16 protein-coding genes, 1 pseudogene and 1 riboswitch are annotated in these 19352 nt (G+C 73.9%); of the genes and pseudogenes, 3 read left to right on the forward strand and 14 right to left on the reverse strand.

Translation table 11 applies throughout. From position 1 onward, the window contains the following. Window positions 1-37: 37 nt before the first annotated feature. The 11 genes and pseudogenes from ACIQKA_RS33115 to ACIQKA_RS33165 form a co-directional block, all read right to left on the reverse strand. Window positions 38-1351, reverse strand: a complete 1314-nt coding sequence (locus ACIQKA_RS33115; protein WP_383152355.1) for a class I SAM-dependent methyltransferase — start codon at window positions 1349-1351, stop codon at window positions 38-40. Window positions 1352-1529: 178 nt separating this feature from the next. Further along, a complete protein-coding gene (locus ACIQKA_RS33120) occupies window positions 1530-2909 on the reverse strand; it encodes an NAD(P)/FAD-dependent oxidoreductase (RefSeq protein ID WP_125664989.1) in 1380 nt (459 codons plus the stop codon). A gap of 401 nt (window positions 2910-3310) precedes the next feature. Continuing rightward, the gene (locus ACIQKA_RS33125) at window positions 3311-4225 is read right to left on the reverse strand and encodes an exopolyphosphatase (protein ID WP_383152356.1); all 915 of its coding nucleotides are present in this window, start codon (window positions 4223-4225) and stop codon (window positions 3311-3313) included. Further along, on the reverse strand, window positions 4222-4764 hold the full coding sequence (locus ACIQKA_RS33130; RefSeq protein WP_383152357.1) for a DUF501 domain-containing protein: 543 nt from the start codon (window positions 4762-4764) through the stop codon (window positions 4222-4224). Before ACIQKA_RS33130 ends, ACIQKA_RS33125 begins: the two co-directional genes overlap by 4 nt. A 38-nt stretch (window positions 4765-4802) precedes the next feature. Continuing rightward, a complete protein-coding gene (locus ACIQKA_RS33135; protein ID WP_030215997.1) occupies window positions 4803-5273 on the reverse strand; it encodes a septum formation initiator family protein in 471 nt (156 codons plus the stop codon). A gap of 100 nt (window positions 5274-5373) precedes the next feature. Beyond that, window positions 5374-6660, reverse strand: a complete 1287-nt coding sequence (gene eno, locus ACIQKA_RS33140; protein WP_383152358.1) for a phosphopyruvate hydratase — start codon at window positions 6658-6660, stop codon at window positions 5374-5376. Between the two features lie 324 nt (window positions 6661-6984). Continuing rightward, window positions 6985-7710 carry a transglycosylase family protein gene (locus tag ACIQKA_RS33145; protein ID WP_383152359.1) on the reverse strand — a complete coding sequence of 242 codons (726 nt, stop codon included), beginning with the start codon at window positions 7708-7710 and terminating at the stop codon, window positions 6985-6987. Window positions 7711-7713: 3 nt separating this feature from the next. Next, a riboswitch (cyclic di-AMP (ydaO/yuaA leader) is annotated at window positions 7714-7928 on the reverse strand. A gap of 214 nt (window positions 7929-8142) precedes the next feature. Continuing rightward, window positions 8143-9201, reverse strand: coding sequence for a transglycosylase family protein (locus tag ACIQKA_RS33150; protein ID WP_391096720.1), 1059 nt, complete (start codon window positions 9199-9201; stop codon window positions 8143-8145). Between the two features lie 160 nt (window positions 9202-9361). Then, window positions 9362-10621, reverse strand: a pseudogene (locus tag ACIQKA_RS33155) (cytochrome P450); the annotation flags it as partial. Window positions 10622-11202: 581 nt separating this feature from the next. Beyond that, window positions 11203-12162, reverse strand: a complete 960-nt coding sequence (locus ACIQKA_RS33160; RefSeq protein ID WP_402543196.1) for a nucleoside triphosphate pyrophosphohydrolase — start codon at window positions 12160-12162, stop codon at window positions 11203-11205. A gap of 19 nt (window positions 12163-12181) precedes the next feature. Further along, window positions 12182-12868, reverse strand: coding sequence for a SurA N-terminal domain-containing protein (locus tag ACIQKA_RS33165; protein WP_383152362.1), 687 nt, complete (start codon window positions 12866-12868; stop codon window positions 12182-12184). Between the two features lie 262 nt (window positions 12869-13130). On the opposite strand from ACIQKA_RS33165, the gene ACIQKA_RS33170 reads away from it, so the two are divergent. After that, complete coding sequence (locus tag ACIQKA_RS33170) at window positions 13131-15542, forward strand: YfhO family protein (protein WP_402543197.1); 2412 nt, start codon at window positions 13131-13133, stop codon at window positions 15540-15542. Here ACIQKA_RS33170 and ACIQKA_RS33175 read toward each other — a convergent pair. Next, the gene (locus ACIQKA_RS33175) at window positions 15436-16080 is read right to left on the reverse strand and encodes a VanZ family protein (RefSeq protein WP_391096718.1); all 645 of its coding nucleotides are present in this window, start codon (window positions 16078-16080) and stop codon (window positions 15436-15438) included. The genes ACIQKA_RS33170 and ACIQKA_RS33175 overlap by 107 nt on opposite strands. Before the next feature lie 196 nt (window positions 16081-16276). On the opposite strand from ACIQKA_RS33175, the gene ACIQKA_RS33180 reads away from it, so the two are divergent. Beyond that, window positions 16277-16648, forward strand: a complete 372-nt coding sequence (locus tag ACIQKA_RS33180) for a PadR family transcriptional regulator (protein WP_383152365.1) — start codon at window positions 16277-16279, stop codon at window positions 16646-16648. Beyond that, window positions 16645-17223 (forward strand): HAAS signaling domain-containing protein, encoded by a 579-nt coding sequence (locus ACIQKA_RS33185; RefSeq protein ID WP_391096717.1) that lies wholly within the window; start codon window positions 16645-16647, stop codon window positions 17221-17223. The genes ACIQKA_RS33180 and ACIQKA_RS33185 overlap by 4 nt, the downstream gene beginning before the upstream one ends. Window positions 17224-17248: 25 nt before the next feature. Here the strand turns inward: ACIQKA_RS33185 and ACIQKA_RS33190 are convergent, their stop codons facing one another. Both ACIQKA_RS33190 and ACIQKA_RS33195 read right to left on the reverse strand, forming a co-directional pair. Further along, window positions 17249-17758, reverse strand: coding sequence for a hypothetical protein (locus ACIQKA_RS33190; protein WP_391096716.1), 510 nt, complete (start codon window positions 17756-17758; stop codon window positions 17249-17251). Between the two features lie 455 nt (window positions 17759-18213). Next, on the reverse strand, window positions 18214-19026 hold the full coding sequence (locus tag ACIQKA_RS33195) for a helix-turn-helix domain-containing protein (RefSeq protein ID WP_402543198.1): 813 nt from the start codon (window positions 19024-19026) through the stop codon (window positions 18214-18216). Window positions 19027-19352: the final 326 nt, after the last annotated feature.

Genomic DNA, 19352 nt, shown 5'->3' on the forward strand with positions numbered 1-19352 from the left:
TCCCCGTCCGGGAGGCCGGCCCTCTCCCGTGCGGACGTCAGCCCCGCGTCCCCTCGGTCCACGCCCGCGTCCGCAGCGGCAGCCCGCTCGCCCCCGACGCGGAGGTCTTCACCGCGAGGAACTGGTTCACGCCGATCCGGTTGCGTTCGAAGGAGACGGCGGAGGCGGCCATGTAGAGCCGCCAGACGCGGGCCCGGCCCGGGGAGACGAGCCGGGCGGCCCGGTCCCGGTCGGCCTCCAGGTTGGCCACCCAGCGGCGCAGGGTCAGGGCGTAGTGCTCGCGGAGGGCCTCCACGTCCCGGACCTCGAACCCGGCGTCCTCCAGGATCGTCAGGGTGCGTCCCACCGGGGCGAGTTCGCCGTCGGGGAAGACGTACGCGTCGATGAAGGGGTCGATCGCGTAGGCGGCCTCGTCGGGCTCGGGGCGCCGGGAGATCTGGTGGTTGAGGAGCCGCCCGCCGGGCCCGAGGAGCCCGTACAGGATGTCGGCGTACTCCCGGTACTTCACGGCGCCGACGTGCTCGGCCATGCCGATCGAGGAGATCGCGTCGTACGGGCCGTCGGTGACGTCCCGGTAGTCCTGGACGCGGATCTCGATCCGGTCCGCCAGGCCCTCCTCGGCGACCCGCTTGCGGGCGTAGGTCGCCTGTTCGCGGGAGAGGGTGATGCCGACGACCCGGGCGCCGTACTCGCGGGCGGCGTGCAGGGCCATGGAGCCCCAGCCGCAGCCCACGTCGAGGAGCCGGTCGCCCTCCTTCAGGGCCAGCTTGCGGGCGACGAGGTCGAGCTTGGCGCGCTGGGCCTCCTCCAGGGTGGCGGCCGGGCTCCCGGCGGGCCAGTACGCGCACGAGTAGACCATCGAGGGTCCGAGGACCAGTTCGTAGAAGTCGTTGCCGACGTCGTAGTGGTGGCCGATCGCCTGCCGGTCGCGGCGTCTGGTGTGCCGGCTGCCGCTGCGGCCCCGGATCTCCTCGGCCGGCGGCGCGGGCGGCGGCAGGGGTCCGGCGAGCCGGAGCAGGGCGCGGGCGGCGGCGCGCAGCCGGGGGTCGCGGGCGGCGGCGAGCAGGCCCGGGGAGTCGCCGTCGCGCTCCCAGAGGAGTCCGGAGACCCGGTCCAGGACCTCGTACAGGTCCCCCTCGACGTCGAGCTCCCCGGCCACCCACGCGCGGACCACGCCCAGTTCGCCGGGCTTCCAGATCATCCGGCGCAGGGCGCGGCGGTCGCGGAGGACCAGCACGGGGGCGCCGGCGGGACCGGCCTCACTGCCGTCCCAGGCCCGCAGCCGGACCGGGAGCGGTCCTCCGAGGAGTTCTTCCGCGAGAGTCGTCAGCCGCGACGCGGCGTCGGCCATGGTGCCCACCTCCGTGATCAGTGCCCCAGAAATGTCCGTCACCAAGGGAACACCGTCGGTGGGCGCCGCACTCCCCCCGCGGCGCAACGAGTCGGCAAAACACGCGAAGGGCCGTCCGCACCACGGATGGCGGACGGCCCTTTCGGGTCTGCTGCGGTACTGCTCTCCTGCCGGAGGGTCAGGAGGCCTTGGCCTTCTCCTGCACCGGGGCGGCCGGGGCGGGGGCGGGCTTGGCGGCCTCGTAGAACTCCTCGCGCGGCGACTCGATGGCGCCGAGGGAGACGACCTCGCGCTTGAGGAACATCGCCAGGGTCCAGTCGGCGAAGACGCGGATCTTGCGGTTCCAGGTCGGCATCGCCATGCCGTGGTAGCCGCGGTGCATGTACCAGGCGAGACGGCCCTTGAGCTTGATCTTCACCTTGCCCATGACGATCATGGCGACGCCCTTGTGCAGACCGAGTCCGGCCACCGCGCCCTTGTTGGCGTGGCTGTACTCCTTCTGCGGGAAGCCGCGCATGCCGGCCACCACGTTGTCGCCGAGGACCTTGGCCTGGCGCAGGGCGTGCTGGGCGTTCGGCGGGCACCAGGCGTTCGGGTTGCCCGCGCGACGGCCGACCATGTCCGGGACCTGGGCGTTGTCGCCCGCGGCCCACGCGTAGTCGAGACCGTTGATCTGGAGCTTCTCGTTGCAGTCCACGTGGCCGCGGGGGCCGAGCGGCAGACCGAAGCGGGAGAGCGCCGGGTTCGGCTTGACGCCGGCGGTCCACACGATCGTGTTGGAGTCGACCTCCAGGCCGTTCTTCAGCACGACGTGGCCGTCGACGCAGGAGTCCATGGAGGTTTCGAGGTAGATCTCGATCCCGCGGCTCTCCAGGTGCTCCTTGCCGTACTGGCCGAGCTTGGGGCCGACCTCGGGAAGGATCTTGTCGGCCGCGTCGACCAGGACGAAGCGCATGTCCTCGCGCGACACGTTCTGGTAGTACTTCGCGGCGTCGCGGGCCAGGTCCTCGACCTCGCCGATGGTCTCCGCGCCGGCGAAGCCGCCGCCCACGAAGACGAAGGTCAGCGCCTTGCGGCGGACCTCCTCGTCGGTGGTCGAGTCGGCCTTGTCGAGCTGCTCGAGGACGTGGTTGCGCAGGCCGATGGCCTCCTCGATGCCCTTCATGCCGATGCCCTGCTCGGCGAGGCCGGGGATCGGGAAGGTGCGGGAGACGGCGCCCATCGCGATGACCAGGTAGTCGAAGGGCAGCTCGTACGCCTCGCCGACGAGCGGGGCGATCGTGGCGACCTTGCGGTCCTGGTCGATGGTGGTGACCCGGCCGGTGAGCACCTCGGCTCCGCGGACGACGCGTCGCAGCGGGACGACGACGTGGCGCGGGGAGATGCTGCCGGCGGCGGCTTCGGGGAGGAAGGGCTGGTAGGTCATGTACGACCGCGGGTCGACGACCGTGACGGTCGCCTCCGCGTAGCGCATCTTCTTGAGGATGCGCCGAGCTGCGTACAGGCCTACGTACCCGCCGCCTACTACGAGGATCCTGGGACGCTCCGTGGTGCTCATGCCATCGAGTATCCACCCCGTCCGGGGGGTGTGTTCGTGCGCCCCTTCACAAGGTTGGCGGACACCTCTGCTACACTCCGCCGCCCACGTGATCCACGTCATGTTCCTGCAAAGGAACCGGGGTGCAGTGGCGAACGTTGTTCACCCCTCGTGAACTGGTCCGGAGAGCCTCCGTTAACCCTGAACCGGAGGCCCCGTTCACGCGATGGAAACACCGGGCGGATCGGCCTCCGCACCTGCGAAAGGGCCCCGAGGCACCCCTCGGAGGGCCCAACGACCCCCTTCGGACTCCCTCAGGGCCCTTTTCCTTGTGAAGAACTTCACGAACTTTCCCGGCGGAACCCCGTGGGAAGGCTCGATAGCACCCCTCTATGCGACGGATAGAGCCTTCCCATCGAGGTCTACGCGACGGACAGGGCGATCCCGTCGAGGATGTCGTGCTCGCTGACGACCACCTCGCGGGCGCCGACGCGCTCGACGATCTCGCGCAGGACGAGCGCCCCGGCGACGATCACGTCGACCCGCCCGGGGTGGATCACGGGGATCGCGGCCCGCTCGTCGTGGGTGGAGGCGAGGAGCCGGTCGGTGACCTCGGCGACCTGCTCGGCGGAGATCCGGGAGTGGTGGACCTTCTCGGAGTCGTACTCCGGCAGGCCGAGGGCGATGGCGGCGACGGTGGTCACCGAGCCGGCGAGTCCGACGAGGACGTCGGCCGTGTCGATCGGCACGGCCTCGGCGGCCAGGTCGAGCGCGGCGCGGACGTCGGCGCGGATCGCCTCGGCCTCCTCGGCGGTCGGCGGGTCGTGGCGGACGTGCCGCTCGGTGAGCCGGACGCAGCCGATGTCGACCGAGCGGGCGGCCCGGACGTGGTCGCTGCCGGTGACGAACTCGGTGGAGCCGCCGCCGATGTCCACGACGAGGTACGTCTCGGTGCCGGGCAGCTCGCCGGTGGCGCCGGCGAAGGAGAACGCGGCCTCCTGGTCGCCGGTGATGACCTCGGGCTCGACGCCGAGGATCTCCACGACCCCGTTCACGAAGTCGTCGCGGTTCTCGGCGTCGCGGGAGGCGGAGGTGGCGACGAAGCGGATCCGCTCGGCGCCCAGTTCCTCGATCACTGCGGCGTACGCGCGGCAGGCGGCGAAGGTGCGCTCCAGGGCCTCCGGGGCGAGCCGGCCGGTCCGGTCGACGCCCTGGCCGAGCCGGACGATCGTCATCCGCCGGTCCAGCTCGACCAGCTCGCCCGTCTCCGGGTGCACGTCGGCGACGAGCAGGCGGATGGAGTTCGTGCCGCAGTCGATTCCGGCGACCCTGGTCATTCGGCGGTCTCCTTCTCCTCGTCGCCGCACGGCGTGACGCACGGGCCCTTGGCCCACCACTCCGGCAGCATCGCGAGCGCCTCGTCGCCGAACGGGTTCACGCCCGGGCCCGCGACCAGCGAGTGGCCGACGAGGACGTGCAGGCACTTGACCCGGTCCGGCATGCCGCCGGCGCTCGGGAAGCCCTCCAGGACCTCGATGGCGTCGCGGCGGGCGAGGTAGTCCTCGTGCGCGGCCCGGTAGGCGTCGGCGAGCTCCGGGTCGGTGGCGAGCCGGGCCTGCATCTCCTTCATGACCCCGTTGGCCTCCAGGGTGCCGATGGCCGAGGCCGCCCGGGGGCAGGTCAGGTAGTACGTGGTGGGGAAGGGGGTGCCGTCGGGGAGCCGGGGCGCGGTCTCGACGACGTCCGGCTGCCCGCAGGGGCAGCGGTGCGCGATGGCGCGCAGGCCGCGGGGCGGCCGGCCGAGCTGGAGCTCGAAGGCGGCGACGTCCGCCTCGGTGGGCTCGGTGCGTTCGGTCTGCGGAGGGGGCGTTTGCATGTCTGCCTTGGTTGCCTAGGTCGTCGGTCGTACGGGGGTCAGCGGCGGTCGGCGTTGTCCACGCCGTCCCAGAGGTTGTCGTACCAGGGGCGGTCCGCCGCTCCCTGGTCGGCGCGGGGCCGCTGCTCCGCGCCGGGGTCGTTCACGGTGAAGCCGGTCTCGCCGGGAAGCACGTAGTGCAGGTGCTCGCGGGCGAGGCGGCGGACGTAGGCCGGGTCCTGGAGGCGGGCCTTCTCGTCCCTCAGCTCCTGCACCCGCCGGGCGGCCTCGGCGGCCCGGCGCTCCTGCTCGGCGATCTCGCCCTGCTGGGAGACGTAGCTCCGCATGGGATAGGCGAGGGCCACCACCAGGGAGCAGACGACGAGCGCCAGGAAGGCCGCGCGGCCGGTGAGCCGGGAGCGGCGGGCCTGGCGGCGGGTCTGGGAGCGGTAGACACGGGCGGCGGTCTGCTCGCCGAGCAGCCTGAGCCGGGTCGCGGTCGAGAACCGGTCCCGGTCCTTCACGGCCATGTCGTGTCGCCTCCCCTGTTCACGCGGACGTCCCCGCACACGGTACGGGACCGGGTACGGGGACGTACGGAAGCCGCCCTGTGGAAGGGCGCAGCGGGTGTCAGCCCTTGAAGCGCGGGAAGGCGCTGCGGCCGGCGTACACCGCGGCGTCGTCGAGGATCTCCTCGATGCGCAGCAGCTGGTTGTACTTGGCGACGCGCTCGGAGCGGGCCGGGGCGCCGGTCTTGATCTGGCCGCAGTTGGTGGCGACGGCCAGGTCGGCGATGGTGACGTCCTCGGTCTCGCCGGAGCGGTGGGACATCATGCACTTGAAGCCGCTGCGCTGGGCGAGCTCGACGGCGTCGAGGGCCTCGGTCAGCGAGCCGATCTGGTTGACCTTGACCAGCAGGGCGTTCGCGGACTTCTCCTCGATGCCGCGGACCAGGCGCTCCGGGTTGGTGACGAACAGGTCGTCGCCGACGAGCTGGACCTTGTCGCCGAGCTTCTCGGTGATGATGTTCCAGCCGGCCCAGTCGTCCTCGAACAGCGGGTCCTCCAGGGAGACCAGCGGGTACGCGGCGACGAGCTCCTCGTAGTACTCGGTCATCTCGGCGGCCGAGCGGGACTTGCCCTCGAACTCGTACGTGCCGTCCTTGTAGAACTCGGAGGCGGCGGCGTCGAGCGCGAGCGCGATGTCTTTGCCGGGCACGTACCCGGCCTGCTTGATGGCCTCCACGATGAGGTCGAGCGCCTCGCGGTTGGAGCCGAGGTTCGGGGCGAAGCCGCCCTCGTCGCCGAGCCCGGTGGAGAGGCCCTTGGACTTCAGGACGGACTTGAGGGTGTGGTAGACCTCGGTGCCCCAGCGCAGCGCCTCGGAGAAGGACTCCGCGCCGATCGGGGCGATCATGAACTCCTGGATGTCCACGTTGGAGTCGGCGTGCGACCCGCCGTTCACGATGTTCATCATCGGAACGGGCAGCAGGTGCGCGTTCGGGCCGCCCAGGTAGCGGAAGAGCGGGAGGTCGCTGGCCTCGGAGGCGGCGTGCGCGACGGCGAGGGAGACGCCGAGGATGGCGTTGGCGCCGAGCGAGGACTTGTCCGGGGTGGCGTCCAGGTCGAACATGGCCTGGTCGATCAGGCGCTGCTCGGTGGCGTCGTAGCCGACGAGCTCCGGGCCGATCTGCTCGATGACGGCGAGGACCGCCTTCTCGACGCCCTTGCCCTGGTAGCGGTTGGGGTCGCCGTCGCGGAGTTCGAGGGCCTCGAACGCGCCGGTGGAGGCGCCGGACGGAACGGCAGCACGGCCGGTGCTGCCGTCGTCGAGGCCGACCTCGACCTCGACCGTGGGGTTGCCTCGGGAGTCCAGGATTTCCCGGGCTACGACGACGTCGATGGACGGCACGAGCATCTCCTTCTGGGATGTGACGCTGGATGTGACGCAAGGTCGGTGCGGGGTCGCTCGGCCTTGCGACAAGAGCCTAACCGTCCCGGAGGCTCCGACCGGCCGGGCGCCCGCCCCCTGGGACGAAAAAGGACCCAAGGGCACGCACAGCGGGGCGAAAGGCCCCGTATCTACTGGACGGTAACCATCAGGTGGGTCCCGGGAGGCCCCGGTGGAAGACGGAACCCCGGTCCGGCGCGCACGGGGGACGGGCGCGCCGGACCGGGGTGAGTCACCGCGGGAGGGCCGTCGGGGGCGCGTGAGCCGCCGGACTCACGCGACCCGCCGGGCTCACTTCAGGTGGAGCTGCTGGCCCGGGTAGATCAGGTCGGCGTTCTCGACGACGTCCTTGTTGAGCTCGAAGAGCTCGGCCCAGCCGCCCTCGACGCCCTGCGCCTCGGCGATCTTGCTGAGGGTGTCGCCGGTCACGACCTTGTACTCGCCGTCGCCCTTCTTGACCGTCTCGCCGGTCGGGGTGGTGACGGTCTTCCCGGACCCGGCCTTCGGAGCGGCCTGGCGCTCCTTCTTCGGGGCCTGGCGCTGCTCGCTGCGGGTGGTCGGCTGCTCGGCCGCGCGCTGCTTCTTCTGCTTCTTCTGCGGCTTCGGCTGCTCCTGCGCGCTCTCGGCGGAGCCGCCGTCGTAGGAGGCGCCGGAGAGGCCCACGCCGCAGCTCGGCCAGGCACCCTTGCCCTGGCCCGCGAGGACCTTCTCGGCGATGGCGATCTGCTGGGACTTCGACGCCCGGTCGGCGGTCGAGGCGTAGGCGGTGCCGCCGTACGCGGCCCAGGTGGAGGCCGAGAACTGGAGGCCGCCGTAGTAGCCGTTGCCGGTGTTGATGGACCAGTTGCCGCCGGACTCGCACTGGGCGACGCGGTCCCACTCGGAGGAGGTGGCGGCCGAGGCGGTGCCCGCGGTCATCAGCGGGGCGGCGACGGCGACGCCGGTGACGCCGACGAGCGCGGCGAGCTGGGTGGCCCTGGAGGGACGGCGGTGTTTGCCCTTGACGGAAAACAGCATGGGAATTCTCCTCACCGACGCCTACGAGGTGAGCTGTCGGGTTCGGGCCGAAGAGTTGCCCGGCCGCGTGTCCTAGCACGCGGCTTCACCCCAAGCCGGTCGTCGGCCGTCTCTCGACGGCCGGGGCCGGCACTTACCTTGGGTCCCCCGCTCCTGCCTACGGCGCTTGCGCGACGACTTTCCCGTCGGCCGACGGCAGGATTCGGCGTTTCGGTCGACGGGGCCCGCGGTGGCGAGCGGTGATGACCGTAGACACAGAACCCTCCGAAGTTCAAAGAGGCTCATATGACGAATTTCGCCTCTTCTTGCCCTTCGGAGGGGACTGTTTGCGCAGGTAGGAGGTGACGGAAGCGGAGTTTGCGGGCGCGGCACGCCAGTTGGGACAAAGAGACCCATGTCTCACTCGTCCAGAACCGGACATAAGCCCGCGAACTACCCCTCCGCCGAGTCCGGACGCGCCGTCAGATCGAGGTTCTGACCAGGGAGGATGAGGTCCGGATCGATGCCCACGGTCCGCTTGTTGGCGTCGTAGAGGGCGGTCCAGCCTCCGGGCAGTTCGTTCGCCTGGGCGATACCCGAAAGGCTGTCACCCGGACGCACGACGTATTCACCCGAAGAGCCCTGACTGTCCGTTGTGTCCGCATTCTTCGCTTCGTCAGCAGCGGGGAGCGATTCGGACTCTTCGAGGGACTTGTCCTTGCCCGAGGCGTGTCTACCGGATTCGGTGGAGCTGTCCGGCTTGCCGGTTTCCTCCGGAGCGGCCTCGCCCCGGTGCTTGCCCGTGCCGGGCGCGGCCGACGTGCCCTCGTCCCCCGGAACGCCGGGCGTCACGGGCGTACCGGGCGTCGCGGACCCGTCGGGGGCGACGGGGGCCGTCGGGTCCACCGGGAGCGTCGGGCCGGCCGGGAGCGTCGGGTCCGCCGGATCCGTCGACCCGGTCGGCGCGGACGGCGTGGCGGGGGCGGACGGCGCGGCCGGGTCCGCCGGGGCGGCGGGAGCCGTCGGCGCGGCCGGCGCCGTGGACGTGGCGGGGGCGGACGGCGCGGCCGGGGGCTTCGGCGTCGCGGTGGACGGCGCGGTCCCGGAGACGTCCGGCGAGCCCGAGTTCCAGTTCGACTCGGGGACGGGAGCCACGGAGGGCGCCGGGGCGGTGGCCGGACCCGGGTCGACCCCGGTGGGCCTCCCGTCGTTGGTGAGGCCGGCGATCGGCGCGCAGGTCCCCCAGGCGTCGCTGCCCTTGGCGAGGGCCTTCTCGGCCACGGCGATCTGCTGGGCGCGGCTGGCCAGGTCGGCACTGGGCGCGTACGCCAGACCGCCGTGGCGCTCCCAGTCCCCCTGGGTGAACTGGAGGCCGCCGTACATCCCGTTCCCGAAGTTGGCGGTCCACTGGCCGCCGGACTCGCACTCGGCGACGCGGTCCCACGTGGCGGCGTCGGCGGCGGACGCGGATCCGGTGGCGAGCAGGGGCAGCGCCATGGCGGATCCGGTCACGCCCGCGGCGACGACGATGGCGGGGGCCTGACGGGGGCGACGGTGTCGTCCGTTCCCGGAACGCATAGGTACGCCTTTCGCGTGACGGCTGAGACTGCGGCGAAACGTAGCGGCATTCGAACGCCCGTCACAAGTCGATGGCCTCCCGATCACATGAAGATCACATTTCTGACGCTCCGTCAGTGTGCGAGAGGGGTACGGACGGGGAGAACTCCACCGGAAGCGTGCGCAAACCGCGCATGATGAGCCCTCCGCGCCACCGCAGTTCGGCCGGATCGGCGGCGAGCCGCAGGTCCGGCAGACGGGTCAGCAGGGTGGCGAGCGCCGCCTGTCCTTCGAGGCGGGCGAGGGGCGCGCCGAGGCAGTAGTGGATGCCGTGGCCGTACCCGAGGTGCTGGTTGTCGCGCCGGGCGAGGTCGAGGGTGTCGGGCCCGTCGAACCGCTCCGGGTCCCGGTCGGCGGCGGCCAGCACCACGAGGACCGGGTCGCCCGCCGGGATCTCCTGTCCGTCGATGGTCAGCGCCCGCGTGGCGTACCGCCAGGTGGCCATCTCCACGGGCCCGTCGTACCGCAGCAGCTCCTCGATCCCGGTCTCCAGGAGGCCGGTCTCGCCGGCGGCGAGGGAGGACTGGAGGAGTCCCCTCTGTCCGGGATCGCGGAGCAGCGCGTACAGGCCGTTCCCGATCAGGTTGACCGTGGTCTCGAAGCCCGCGAACAGGAGGATGAAGGCCATGGCGGCGGCCTCGTTCTCGGTGAGGTGCTCGCCGTGGTCGGAGGCCTTGATGAGCCCCGAGATCAGGTCGTCCCCCGGCTCCTCGCGCTTGCGGCGGATCAGCTCGGCGAGGTAGCCGCGCATCTTCTTCACCGACCGGGCGACGCCGCCGCGCGGGCCTCCGCCGTGCCGGATCATCATCCCGGCCCAGTCGCGGAAGTCGTCCTGGTCCTCCTCGGGCACGCCGAGCAGGTCGCAGATGGCGTAGATGGGGAGCGGGAAGGCGAACTCGTGGATGAGGTCCGCGCTCCCCTCCTCCACGAAGCCGTCGATGAGGCGGTCGGTCAACTCCTGGATGCGCGGGGCGAACTCGGCGACCCGGCGCGGCGTGAAGGCCTTCGACACGAGCCGCCGCAGCCGGGTGTGGTCGGGCGGGTCGATGTTGAGCAGGTGGGTCATCAGCTCGGCCTTGCGCTCGCCCGGAATGCCCGTCTTGCCCTTGGCGTGCGGGGACTCGTCGTGGTGCGCCGGGTTCTTGGACAGCCGCTGGTCCGCGAGGGCCTGCCGGGCGTCCGCGTACCGCGTCACGAGCCAGGCCTCGACCCCGCTGGGCAGCGTCGTCCGGTGCACGGGCGCGTGCTCCCGCAGCCAGGCGTAGGCGGGGTACGGATCGGTGGCGAACTCCCAGGTGAAGAGCTCGGGCGCGGGGGCGGAGCCCTTGCCGGGGGCCGCGTCGAGGTCGGCGGCCGTGTCGGAGACCGGGGCCGTGCCCGGGGCCGGGACCGTGCCTGGAGCGGGGGCCGTGCCGGGATCCGGGACCGTGCCGGGGGCGGAGCCCTTGCCGGGGGCCGCGTCGAGGTCGGCGGCCGTATCGGAGACCGGGGCCGTGCCCGGGGCCGGGACCGTGCCTGGAGCGGGGGCCGTGCCGGGATCCGGGACCGTGCCCGGGGCCAGGCCCGCGTCGAGTTCGGGGGCCGTGTCGGGAGCCGGGGCCGTATCGGGAGCCGGGGCCGCGCCGGGAGTGGGCGCCGCGCCTGGATCCGGGGCCGCGCCTGGATCCGGGGCCGCGTCGGGGCCGGGGGCCGTGTCGGGGGCGGGGGCCGTGCCTGGGGCCGGGGCCGCCCCGGAGGCCGGGCAGGAGGTCGGTGCGGGGTGCGGCTCGGGGTCCGGGGCGGTGCTGTCACTCACCCCCCGACCGTACAGCGCGCCCCCGTGCGCCCCGGCGGCCCGTACGGGACGGCCCGCGCGCCCCGGCCGGGCCGGCCCTCCCCTCGTACGGCGCTACGGCCTCACAGCCCCTCCGCCGCCCGGATCGCGTCCCGGTACGTCCGGGCCGCGGCCCGCAGCGCCGTCTCCGGGTCGACGCCCTCCGCCTCCGCGCGGGCCGCGAGGGCGAGCAGCTCGTGGCCGACGCCCCCGTCCGCCGGGACGGGCACGTCGAGGCCGGCCGAGCGCGCCCGGCCCGCCAGCTTCGCGGCGAGCGCGAGGCCGGGCTGTCCGAGCGGCACGCCGTCGGTGACGGACTCCCGCCGCTTCTCGACCGCCTTGGTCCGCTGCCAGTGCGCGTGGACGTCCTCGGGCGTCTCGGCGGTCGCGTCCCCGAAGACGTGCGGGTGACGGTGGATCAGCTTCTCGACCAGGGTCCCGGCCACGTCGTCCACGGAGAACGGCTCCTCCGGGTCCTCCTCGGCGATCCGGGCGTGGAAGACGACCTGGAGCAGGACGTCGCCCAGCTCCTCCCGGAGCGCGGTCCGGTCCTCGTCCTCGATCGCCTCCACCAGCTCGTACGCCTCCTCGATGGCGTACTTCACGAGCCCCTCGTGGGTCTGCGCCGAGGTCCAGGGGCACTCGCGCCGGACCCGGTCCATGACCTGGACGAGGTCGAGGAGGCGGGCGCCGGGCAGGTCGTACGAGCCCGGCAGCAGTTCGAGCTCCGGCATGGCGACGCGGCCGGAGCCGGCGAGCCGGGCGAGGCCGTCGGTGAGGCGCCGGTCGCCCTCGCCGGAGGCGAGGAGCAGGACCGTGCGGCCCCCGGCGCAGGCCCCGACCAGCTCCTCGGCGCTGGGCAGGGCGTGCTCGACGGCGACGCCCGCCTCCCGCAGGTAGGGCAGCTGGGGGTGGTGCTCGTCGGGGCAGAGCACCCGGTCCGCGGAGCGCAGCGCCTGCCACGCGGGCCAGGACAGGAGTCCGGGGGCCACGCGGTGGCTGGCGGTGAGCAGGACGACGCGGCCGGGGCTTTCGGAAGTCACCCCCCGAACCTACCCGGCCTCAGGCACCGGCCGGAGCGGCGTTCGGATCCTGGCTGATCCGCCGCAGCCAGGCCGGGGTGGTGGAGGCCAGCCGGATCTGGGCGTCGTCCCAGGCGCCGAAGCGCGGGTTCACGTCGATGTCCATGCCCTTGGAGGCCGCGGTGAAGACGTCCGTCAGCTTCTTCTGGCCCTCGGGGCCGTCGTCGGCGCCCACCTTCGCGGCGATCTTGTTGAGGAGGACGTTGCGGCGGACGACCCCGTCGATCTGGCCGGGGGCGACGCCCTGCTCCTGGAGGAGGGCGGCGGCGAGCCGGTCCTCGCCGCCGCTCTGGCGGACGAAGGCGGTGCGGGTCTGCTGGAGCTCGGCGCGGCTGGCGGTGACGCCGTTGTCGCGGGCGACCTTCTCGACGACCCGGTCGAAGATCATGCTGTTGAGCTTGCGGCGGCTCAGGTCGCCGGTGGCCGCGACGAGCTGCGCGGACTCCGGGGAGGCCGCCTGCGCGGTCCGGACGTCCTTCACCTGTGCCTGGAGGCTGGCGACGTCGATGCGTTCGCCGCCGACGACGGCAGCGGCTCCCGGGTGGGCGTCGCCGCCGCAGGCGGTGAGCAGCGGGGCCGCGACGAGGAGCGCGGCGGAGACGGCGAGCGCGGTGCGGCGGGGCGTGCGGGGGGTGCGGGGCGTGCGGGGCTGCGTGCGGCGGTGCAAAGGAGCCTCCCGGGCTGGTCGTGCGTCAGGTGAACGACCTTGCGGTGATCGATGGTAGGGAGTCGCCGGGGCCGGAGCCACCACTTCGGAGCGACTGTTTCCCCCAACGACTCACCCGTCACCCGGGTGTCGGCCCGTTCCACCCGTCGCTCCCGCCGCCCGGGCCCCCGCGGGGGCGCCGGATGACCTCCGGGCGACCATCGCGTGAACGGCCCCTCCGTCCCGCGGTTCCGCCCGGTTTCGCTGGCATATTCGACCCGTCATGCCGAAGACCACACGTGCCTGCCTGCTGGCCGCCCTCCTCTCCGCCGTCGCCGTCTGCGGCGGGGACGCCGTCGCCCGGGTCTTCCCCTTCGGGCCGCGCCACCGGGCCGTCAACGACCTCGCCAACCAGTTCGTGCCGTTCCACGCGCACCTGTGGGACCTGCTGCGGGGCCGGGCGGACGGCGGGCTCCTGCTCGACTGGCGGGCGGGCTGGGGGACGTCCTTCCTGCCCGACTACGGCACGTACCTGTCGAGCCCGTTCGCCCCGCTGGTGGCGCTCTTCCCGCGCGCGGACGTCGAGTACGCGGTGTACGCGATCACGGTCCTGAAGACGGCGGTCGCGGCGGCGGCGATGGTGTTCCTGCTGCGACGGCTGGGCCCGGGGGCGTGGTGGTGGGCGGCGGTGCTCGGCGCCTCGTACGCGCTGTGCGGCTGGTCGCTCGCGGAGGCCACGTACAACCCGATGTGGCTGGACGGCCTGGTCGCCTTCCCGCTGCTCTGCCTGGTGGGCGAGTGGGTGCGGGAGGGGCGCCGGCCGCTCCTGGGCCCGCTGGTGGTGGCGGTCTGCTGGGTCGCGAACTTCTACACGGCGTACATGGCGACGCTCGGCGCCGCCCTGGTCCTGCTGGTCCGGCTCGCGGCGACGGACTCCTCCCGGGGGCGGACGCCGGAGTCGACGGCGGTGCGGACGCCGGTGCGGGTCCTGGCGCGGGCGGCGGTGACGACCGGGACCGGGGTGGGTCTCGCGGCCCCCGTCCTCCTGCCCGTGCTCCTCGGCTCCCGGCAGGCCCACCCGGGCCTGGTGCGGGAGTTCGCCCCGGTGGCCGGGACGGACTTCCTCGCCCGGCTGCTCCCGGTGACGTACGGCTTCGCGACCCCGGCGGCCTTCGTCTGCACGGCGGTCCTGCTGCTCGCGGGGGCGCTGCCGTTCCTGCGGGGCGCGCCGGGGCGGGAGCGGTGGCTGTGGCCGGGCCTGTGCGCGGTGGTGGTGGTGTCGATGCAGTGGGGCCCGACGCACCTGCTCTGGCACGCCTTCGCGACGCCGAACGGCAGCCCGTACCGGCAGACGTTCGTCCTCTCCGGGGTCCTGGTCCTGACCGCCTGGACGACCCTGGCGCACGGGCGGCCGGACCGCCGGGCGGTGGCCGGCGGCTCGGCGGTCGTCCTGACCCTGGCCCTCGCGGCGCTGCCGAGCCCGGTCCTCACCTCCTGGGCGCTCGTCCTCGCGGGCGCGGGCCTCGCGGCCGTGGCGGGCGCCCTGCTCCTCCCCCGCCGGGGCCGGTGCGGCGTGCTGGCCGCGCTCCTCGTGACGGGCACCCTGCTCGGCCAGTCGGCGGCGACGACGGCGTACGCGGACCGGGAGCGGCTCGTGCGGCTCGACGACTACCCGCCGCTGGGCCCGGAGCAGGAGCGGCGGGCGGCGGCCCTGGCGGCGGCGGACGGCTGGCCCGCCCACCGCACGGACCCGGGCCTGCCCCGGATCGCGGGCAACGACCCGCTGCTCCTGGGCGGCCAGGGCGCCGCGTACTACAGCAGCCACACCCCGGCGGTCCTCACCTCCACCCTCGGCGCGCTCGGCGGCGGCTGGACCTCGCGGGGCCGGAACCTGCTCGGCCCGGACAACCCGGTGACGGACGCGCTGTTCGCGGTGGGCGCGCGCTGGCGGGACGGCGCGGTGGTCCGCACGGACACGCGCCTGCCCCTGGTGACGGTCCGGCCGCCGGGCCCGCCCCCGGTCTACGGCCGCTCGCCCTTCCGGAACCAGGAACTCCTGCTCGGCTCCCGGGTGTACGAGGCTCCGCACGCGGGCGCGTGCCGGGTCGGCACGGAGGTCTTCCTCTGGGCCCCGGACGCCACGGGCCCGGCCCGCCTGGGCGACCGCGAGGTCCGGCTGCTGGGCGGACGCCCGAAGCGGCAGGCGGCGATGGTGTCCCTCGGCCTCCAGCGGACCCCCGGCCTGCGGCCGTCCCTGCCGGGCCCCGGCAAGCTCGGCTGCCTGGACCACGACCGCCTCCGCGCGGCGGTCACGGCCCTGCGCGCCCGCGCGGCGACCTCGGTGGAGGTCACCCCGTCCGGCATACGGGCCGTCCTCCCGCCGGGCGGCGGCACGGCGGTCGTGGCGGCCCCCCGCATCGCGGGCTGGCACTGCGAGGGCGCGGCGCCGACCGCGTACGGCGGTCTCCTGGCGGTCCCCCTCGGGGACGGCCGCACCGAACTGGCCTGCTCCTTCCGGCCGCCGGGCCTGCGGGCGGGGCTCGCGGCGGCGGCGATGGCGGCGGTCGCGCTGCTGGTGCGGGCCGGGTTCAGGCTCCGGAACGCCTCCCGGCGCCGATCCGTTCCTCCCGCTCCGTCCCCTTCCCCCGCCCGGCCCTTCCGCCGGCCCCGGACGCGGAGGGCGCCGGCGGGGTGAGCCGCCGCGTCCGCCGCGTCCGGGTCCAGCGCCGGACCAGGAAGGCGCCCAGGGCGGCGCCGGCGGTGTTGAGGAGGACGTCGTCGACGGAGGTGACCCGGCCCAGGGAGAGGGCGTACTGCGCCACCTCGACGGTGAGGGAGAGCGCCGCCGCGGTCAGGGCGGTCTTGAGCACGCGCCGGCGGTCCGGCCAGACGAACGCGGCGGCCGCGCCGAACGGGACGAGCAGGAGGACGTTGCCGATCAGGTTGACGGCCGCGACGTCCGAGAGGTCCACGTCGGCGTGGGCCGAGGCGTCGAGGATCTCCCGGAACGGGACCGCCGAGATCCGGTTCTCCGTCCCGTATCCGTGCGAGAGCGTGACGAGCAGGAACGGCACGAGGGCGAGGAGGGCCACGAGACCGAAGACCGCCCGCCCGCCTCCCGGACCGGCGGACGGAGGGCCCTTCGCCTCCCTGCGCGCCTGCCGGGCGCCGATCGCGACGGCGAGCACCGTCAGACAGCCGGAGAAAAGGACGTCGTCTCCGTGCGTTCCCAACACAGCCTCCCGGAAGATCTCCCCCGGCGGCTACCCGGCGGCCCGGCGCCCAAGCCCGCGAGGGGGCGGGGCGGGAGGGGGCGGGAGGGGACGGGGACGGGGGCGGAGCGGGGCGGGAGGGGGCGGGGCGGGGCGGGGCGTCCGTTCCGCCCGCGGACCGTTGATCTCCCTCCCTCCACCGAGTATCTTGCATTACATGGTTCCTGGCGAAGCAAGATCGGATGCGGCCGGCAAGGTGGCCGTGCAGCTGCGCAAGGGCGTCCTGGAGTACTGCGTCCTGGCGCTCCTCCGGGGCGGCCCCCGCTACGGCGTCGAGATCCTCGACGAGCTCGCCGCCGTCAGCGTCATGACCACCAGCCAGGGCACGATCTACCCCCTGCTGTCCCGGCTCCGCCGCGACGGTCTCGTCGACACCGAACTGCGCGAGTCGGCCACCGGGCCCGCCCGCCGCTACTACACGCTCACCGCGTCCGGCCGGGCCGCGCTCGCCGAGTTCACCGAGGACTGGCCGCGCTTCCGCGACGGCGTCGACCACTTCCTGACCGCACCTCCCGGAGGTTCCGCATGACCCGCACCGCGCACCCCCTCGTGACCGACTACCTGGACACGGTCGCGCGGGAGGCCTCCTTCCTGCCGGCCGGGCGCCGCGAGGAGCTCCTCGCGGACCTGCGCGAACACCTGGACGTCGCCGTCGGCGACGAGCCGGACCCGGAGACCGTCCGCTCCGCCCTCGACCGCCTCGGCAGCCCCGCCGCGATCGTCGCCGCCGCCCGCGCGGAGGAGCCCGAGGCTCCCGCCGCGCCCCGGTCCGGGGACGCGCCCAAGAGCCGTACGACCCACACGGCCGTCGTGCTCGGCGCCACCGGCGTCGCCGGGTACGCCCACCCCCTCCTCGGCCTGGCCGTCCTGATCGCGGGCCTCGTCATGCTGTGGACGTCGGACGTGTGGGAGCGGGGCACCAAGGTCCTCGCGACCGCCCTCGTCTCCCTCACCCCCCTCGCGCTCCTCCTCACCTTCGTGCTCGGCGGGGCGGGACGCATCGGCGTGTTCGAGCTGCTCGCCCTCCTCGTGGCCGGGGTCGCCCTCCCCGTCACGGCGGCGGTCCGCCTGATCCGCACGGCCCGCCGGGCCGCCCGCGCCTGAGGCCCCACGGGGGGACGCACCAAGATCAACGCGGGTGCGGAACGCCCCGCACGCCCCCGGCGAACGCGCCGAAGACGGCCGTGACCGACGACGCGCCGGTTCTTCCCCGGCCCCGCCGCCCGGGGGCGGAGCCGGGGCCCCGCCCCCGGGCCGGTTCCGCACTCCGGCACGAAGGCGGCCCCCGCCTCCGGGAAGGCGCCTGGAAGAGCTGGTTGGAGGTGTTCCATCCTCCGCCGATGCGGACGCGGCCGGCGAAGGGGGCGGTGGCGTTGCCGTGCCGCCCGTCGGCCGGGCCGGAGCCCGCGCTGCGGGCCGCCTTCACCGCCGCGGCGAGGTCGACGCCGGCCGGTACGTAGGCGAAGCCCCCGTACAGGGTGGCGTCCGCGGCGGCGGTGGGGACGAGGACGCTGGGCTGCTGGTACGGACCCCTCTCGCAGAGGAAGACCCCTGTGTACCCGGCGGGTTGGGCGCGCTGGCCGACGCCCGGGCGGTGTCCCGCCGGGAAGCCCGCGCCCGCGCCCTCCGGGTCGGTCATCGGCTGCGTGCCGACGGCGTCGAGGTGGTCGACGTCGCGGGCAAGGCGTCCAGCCGCGGCACCCGCCTGGCCCGTTTCCCCTTCGTCAACGGCCAGGTGCTCGACACCACCTCGCCCACGCTCGCCGAGTACACGCCGGTCCCCGGCTCCACGATCAACACCGCCGGCGTCGACCCGGTCCACGGGCGGCTCGCCGTCCGCTACCGCGACACGGACGGCGTGATGAAATTCCAGGTGCACGACCTCGACCTGGCACGCCTCGGCATCTGGACCCAGCCGCTCGCGAGCATCGGCGAGCCGAAGATCACCTCGGTCCCCGGACGGCCCCTCACCACGCACGGCCACCCCTCCCTCCAGGGCTACGCCGTCGTCGGCCGCGCACGGAGGTCCCGGTACGGAAGTGAACGGGTCCGGCACCGGGGCCGTCGCCTCCGCCCCCGCGCGGGTCCCGGGGCTCAGGCCGCCGTTCTCCCGGCCGCCGCGCGGCAGTGCGGGCACGGGCCCGGTTCCGGGGCCCGGAAGGCGACCTCCTCGCACGTGTCGCAGAGCTGGATCGGGTCCGCCCTCCGGACGGCCGGCCCCGTGGGCAGCGACGGCGGGAGCAGGCGGGCCAACCGGTAGGACAGCAGGCCCGCCGGATGGGCGAGGTCGTCCGGCAGCGTGGCCAGCAGGGTCCGGCGGACGGCGTCCGGGGCGGCGCCCCGCGCGAACCACGCCTCGACGCCCGGCACCAGGTGCCGTACGTCCCGTACCGACAGCAGCATGCGCGGGTCGTGGCGCCGCAGGTCGAGGAGCAGTTCGGCGGCGGGGCCCTCGGGGAGGTCCGGGGCCTCCCGGCGCACCGGCCCGGGCTCCGGTGCGGGCACCGGCTCCTTCTCGGGGCCGGGGCCGGGGTCCGGGTCGGGGTCGGGGTCGGGGTCCCGGGGCGTCTCCCCCGGCGGCTGGTTGTACGAGACCGTACGGGTCGTGATCCGGCCGTCGGACCGACGGACGCGCGTACGGGCGAGGTAGCCGTGGGCCTCCAGCTCGCGGAGGGCCGCCGCGATGCGGATCTCGCCCTCCGGGAAGCAGGCGGCGAGTTCCTTGATGCCGACCGGGGAACCGGCGGGCAGCGACTGGATGTGGACGGCGAGTCCGATCGCGGTCAGCGAGAGGTGTTCGTGCTGCGCGAGGTGGTTGCCGACGACGGTGTAGTGCCTCGTCTGGGGGGTGTTGGCGTGGATCACGCCCGCGCGGGGGCAGCCCGCGTTAAGGTGCTGGGTATCCATCGGGGAAGGTCCTCTAGTCTTCCTCGTGGCCAGGCCCCTGCCGGGAGGGTGAGAGTTCCTGGCAGGGGCCGACCTTTTTCAGTTCGGTAGCCGCGAGCATATGCCAGACAACCTCCCCGATATCCAACGAAGTTGGGCAAGTTAGCTCGTACGGGTGACGCGCCGATCGGCGCCCCCCCAGGTGTGATCCCCGAGAGCAGGTGGGGTGGGGTTGGTACTTTCCCCCAGTACTTACTGATCGTTTCAGAATGAGGTTCGAAGGCGTCGCAAGCAGATGATGCTGCAGGCGAGTTGGAGCAGGCCGAGGTGGAGGTCGGCGCATATCT

This window comes from Streptomyces sp. NPDC092045 (genome assembly GCF_044756005.1).
Lineage (GTDB): Bacteria > Actinomycetota > Actinomycetes > Streptomycetales > Streptomycetaceae > Streptomyces.

Excerpts from the sequence above, each read along its gene's own strand:
- ACIQKA_RS33170 (WP_402543197.1), top strand. The coding sequence starts at position 13,131 with ATGCCGAAGACCACACGTGCCTGCCTGCTGGCCGCCCTCCTCTCCGCC.
- ACIQKA_RS33130 (WP_383152357.1), bottom strand. The coding sequence starts at position 4,764 with ATGCAAACGCCCCCTCCGCAGACCGAACGCACCGAGCCCACCGAGGCG.
- ACIQKA_RS33120 (WP_125664989.1), bottom strand. The coding sequence starts at position 2,909 with ATGAGCACCACGGAGCGTCCCAGGATCCTCGTAGTAGGCGGCGGGTAC.
- ACIQKA_RS33125 (WP_383152356.1), bottom strand. The coding sequence starts at position 4,225 with ATGACCAGGGTCGCCGGAATCGACTGCGGCACGAACTCCATCCGCCTG.
- ACIQKA_RS33115 (WP_383152355.1), bottom strand. The coding sequence starts at position 1,351 with ATGGCCGACGCCGCGTCGCGGCTGACGACTCTCGCGGAAGAACTCCTC.
- ACIQKA_RS33180 (WP_383152365.1), top strand. The coding sequence starts at position 16,277 with ATGGTTCCTGGCGAAGCAAGATCGGATGCGGCCGGCAAGGTGGCCGTG.
- ACIQKA_RS33135 (WP_030215997.1), bottom strand. The coding sequence starts at position 5,273 with ATGGCCGTGAAGGACCGGGACCGGTTCTCGACCGCGACCCGGCTCAGG.
- ACIQKA_RS33190 (WP_391096716.1), bottom strand. The coding sequence starts at position 17,758 with ATGACCGACCCGGAGGGCGCGGGCGCGGGCTTCCCGGCGGGACACCGC.
- eno (WP_383152358.1), bottom strand. The coding sequence starts at position 6,660 with ATGCTCGTGCCGTCCATCGACGTCGTCGTAGCCCGGGAAATCCTGGAC.
- ACIQKA_RS33145 (WP_383152359.1), bottom strand. The coding sequence starts at position 7,710 with ATGCTGTTTTCCGTCAAGGGCAAACACCGCCGTCCCTCCAGGGCCACC.
- ACIQKA_RS33185 (WP_391096717.1), top strand. The coding sequence starts at position 16,645 with ATGACCCGCACCGCGCACCCCCTCGTGACCGACTACCTGGACACGGTC.
- ACIQKA_RS33195 (WP_402543198.1), bottom strand. The coding sequence starts at position 19,026 with ATGGATACCCAGCACCTTAACGCGGGCTGCCCCCGCGCGGGCGTGATC.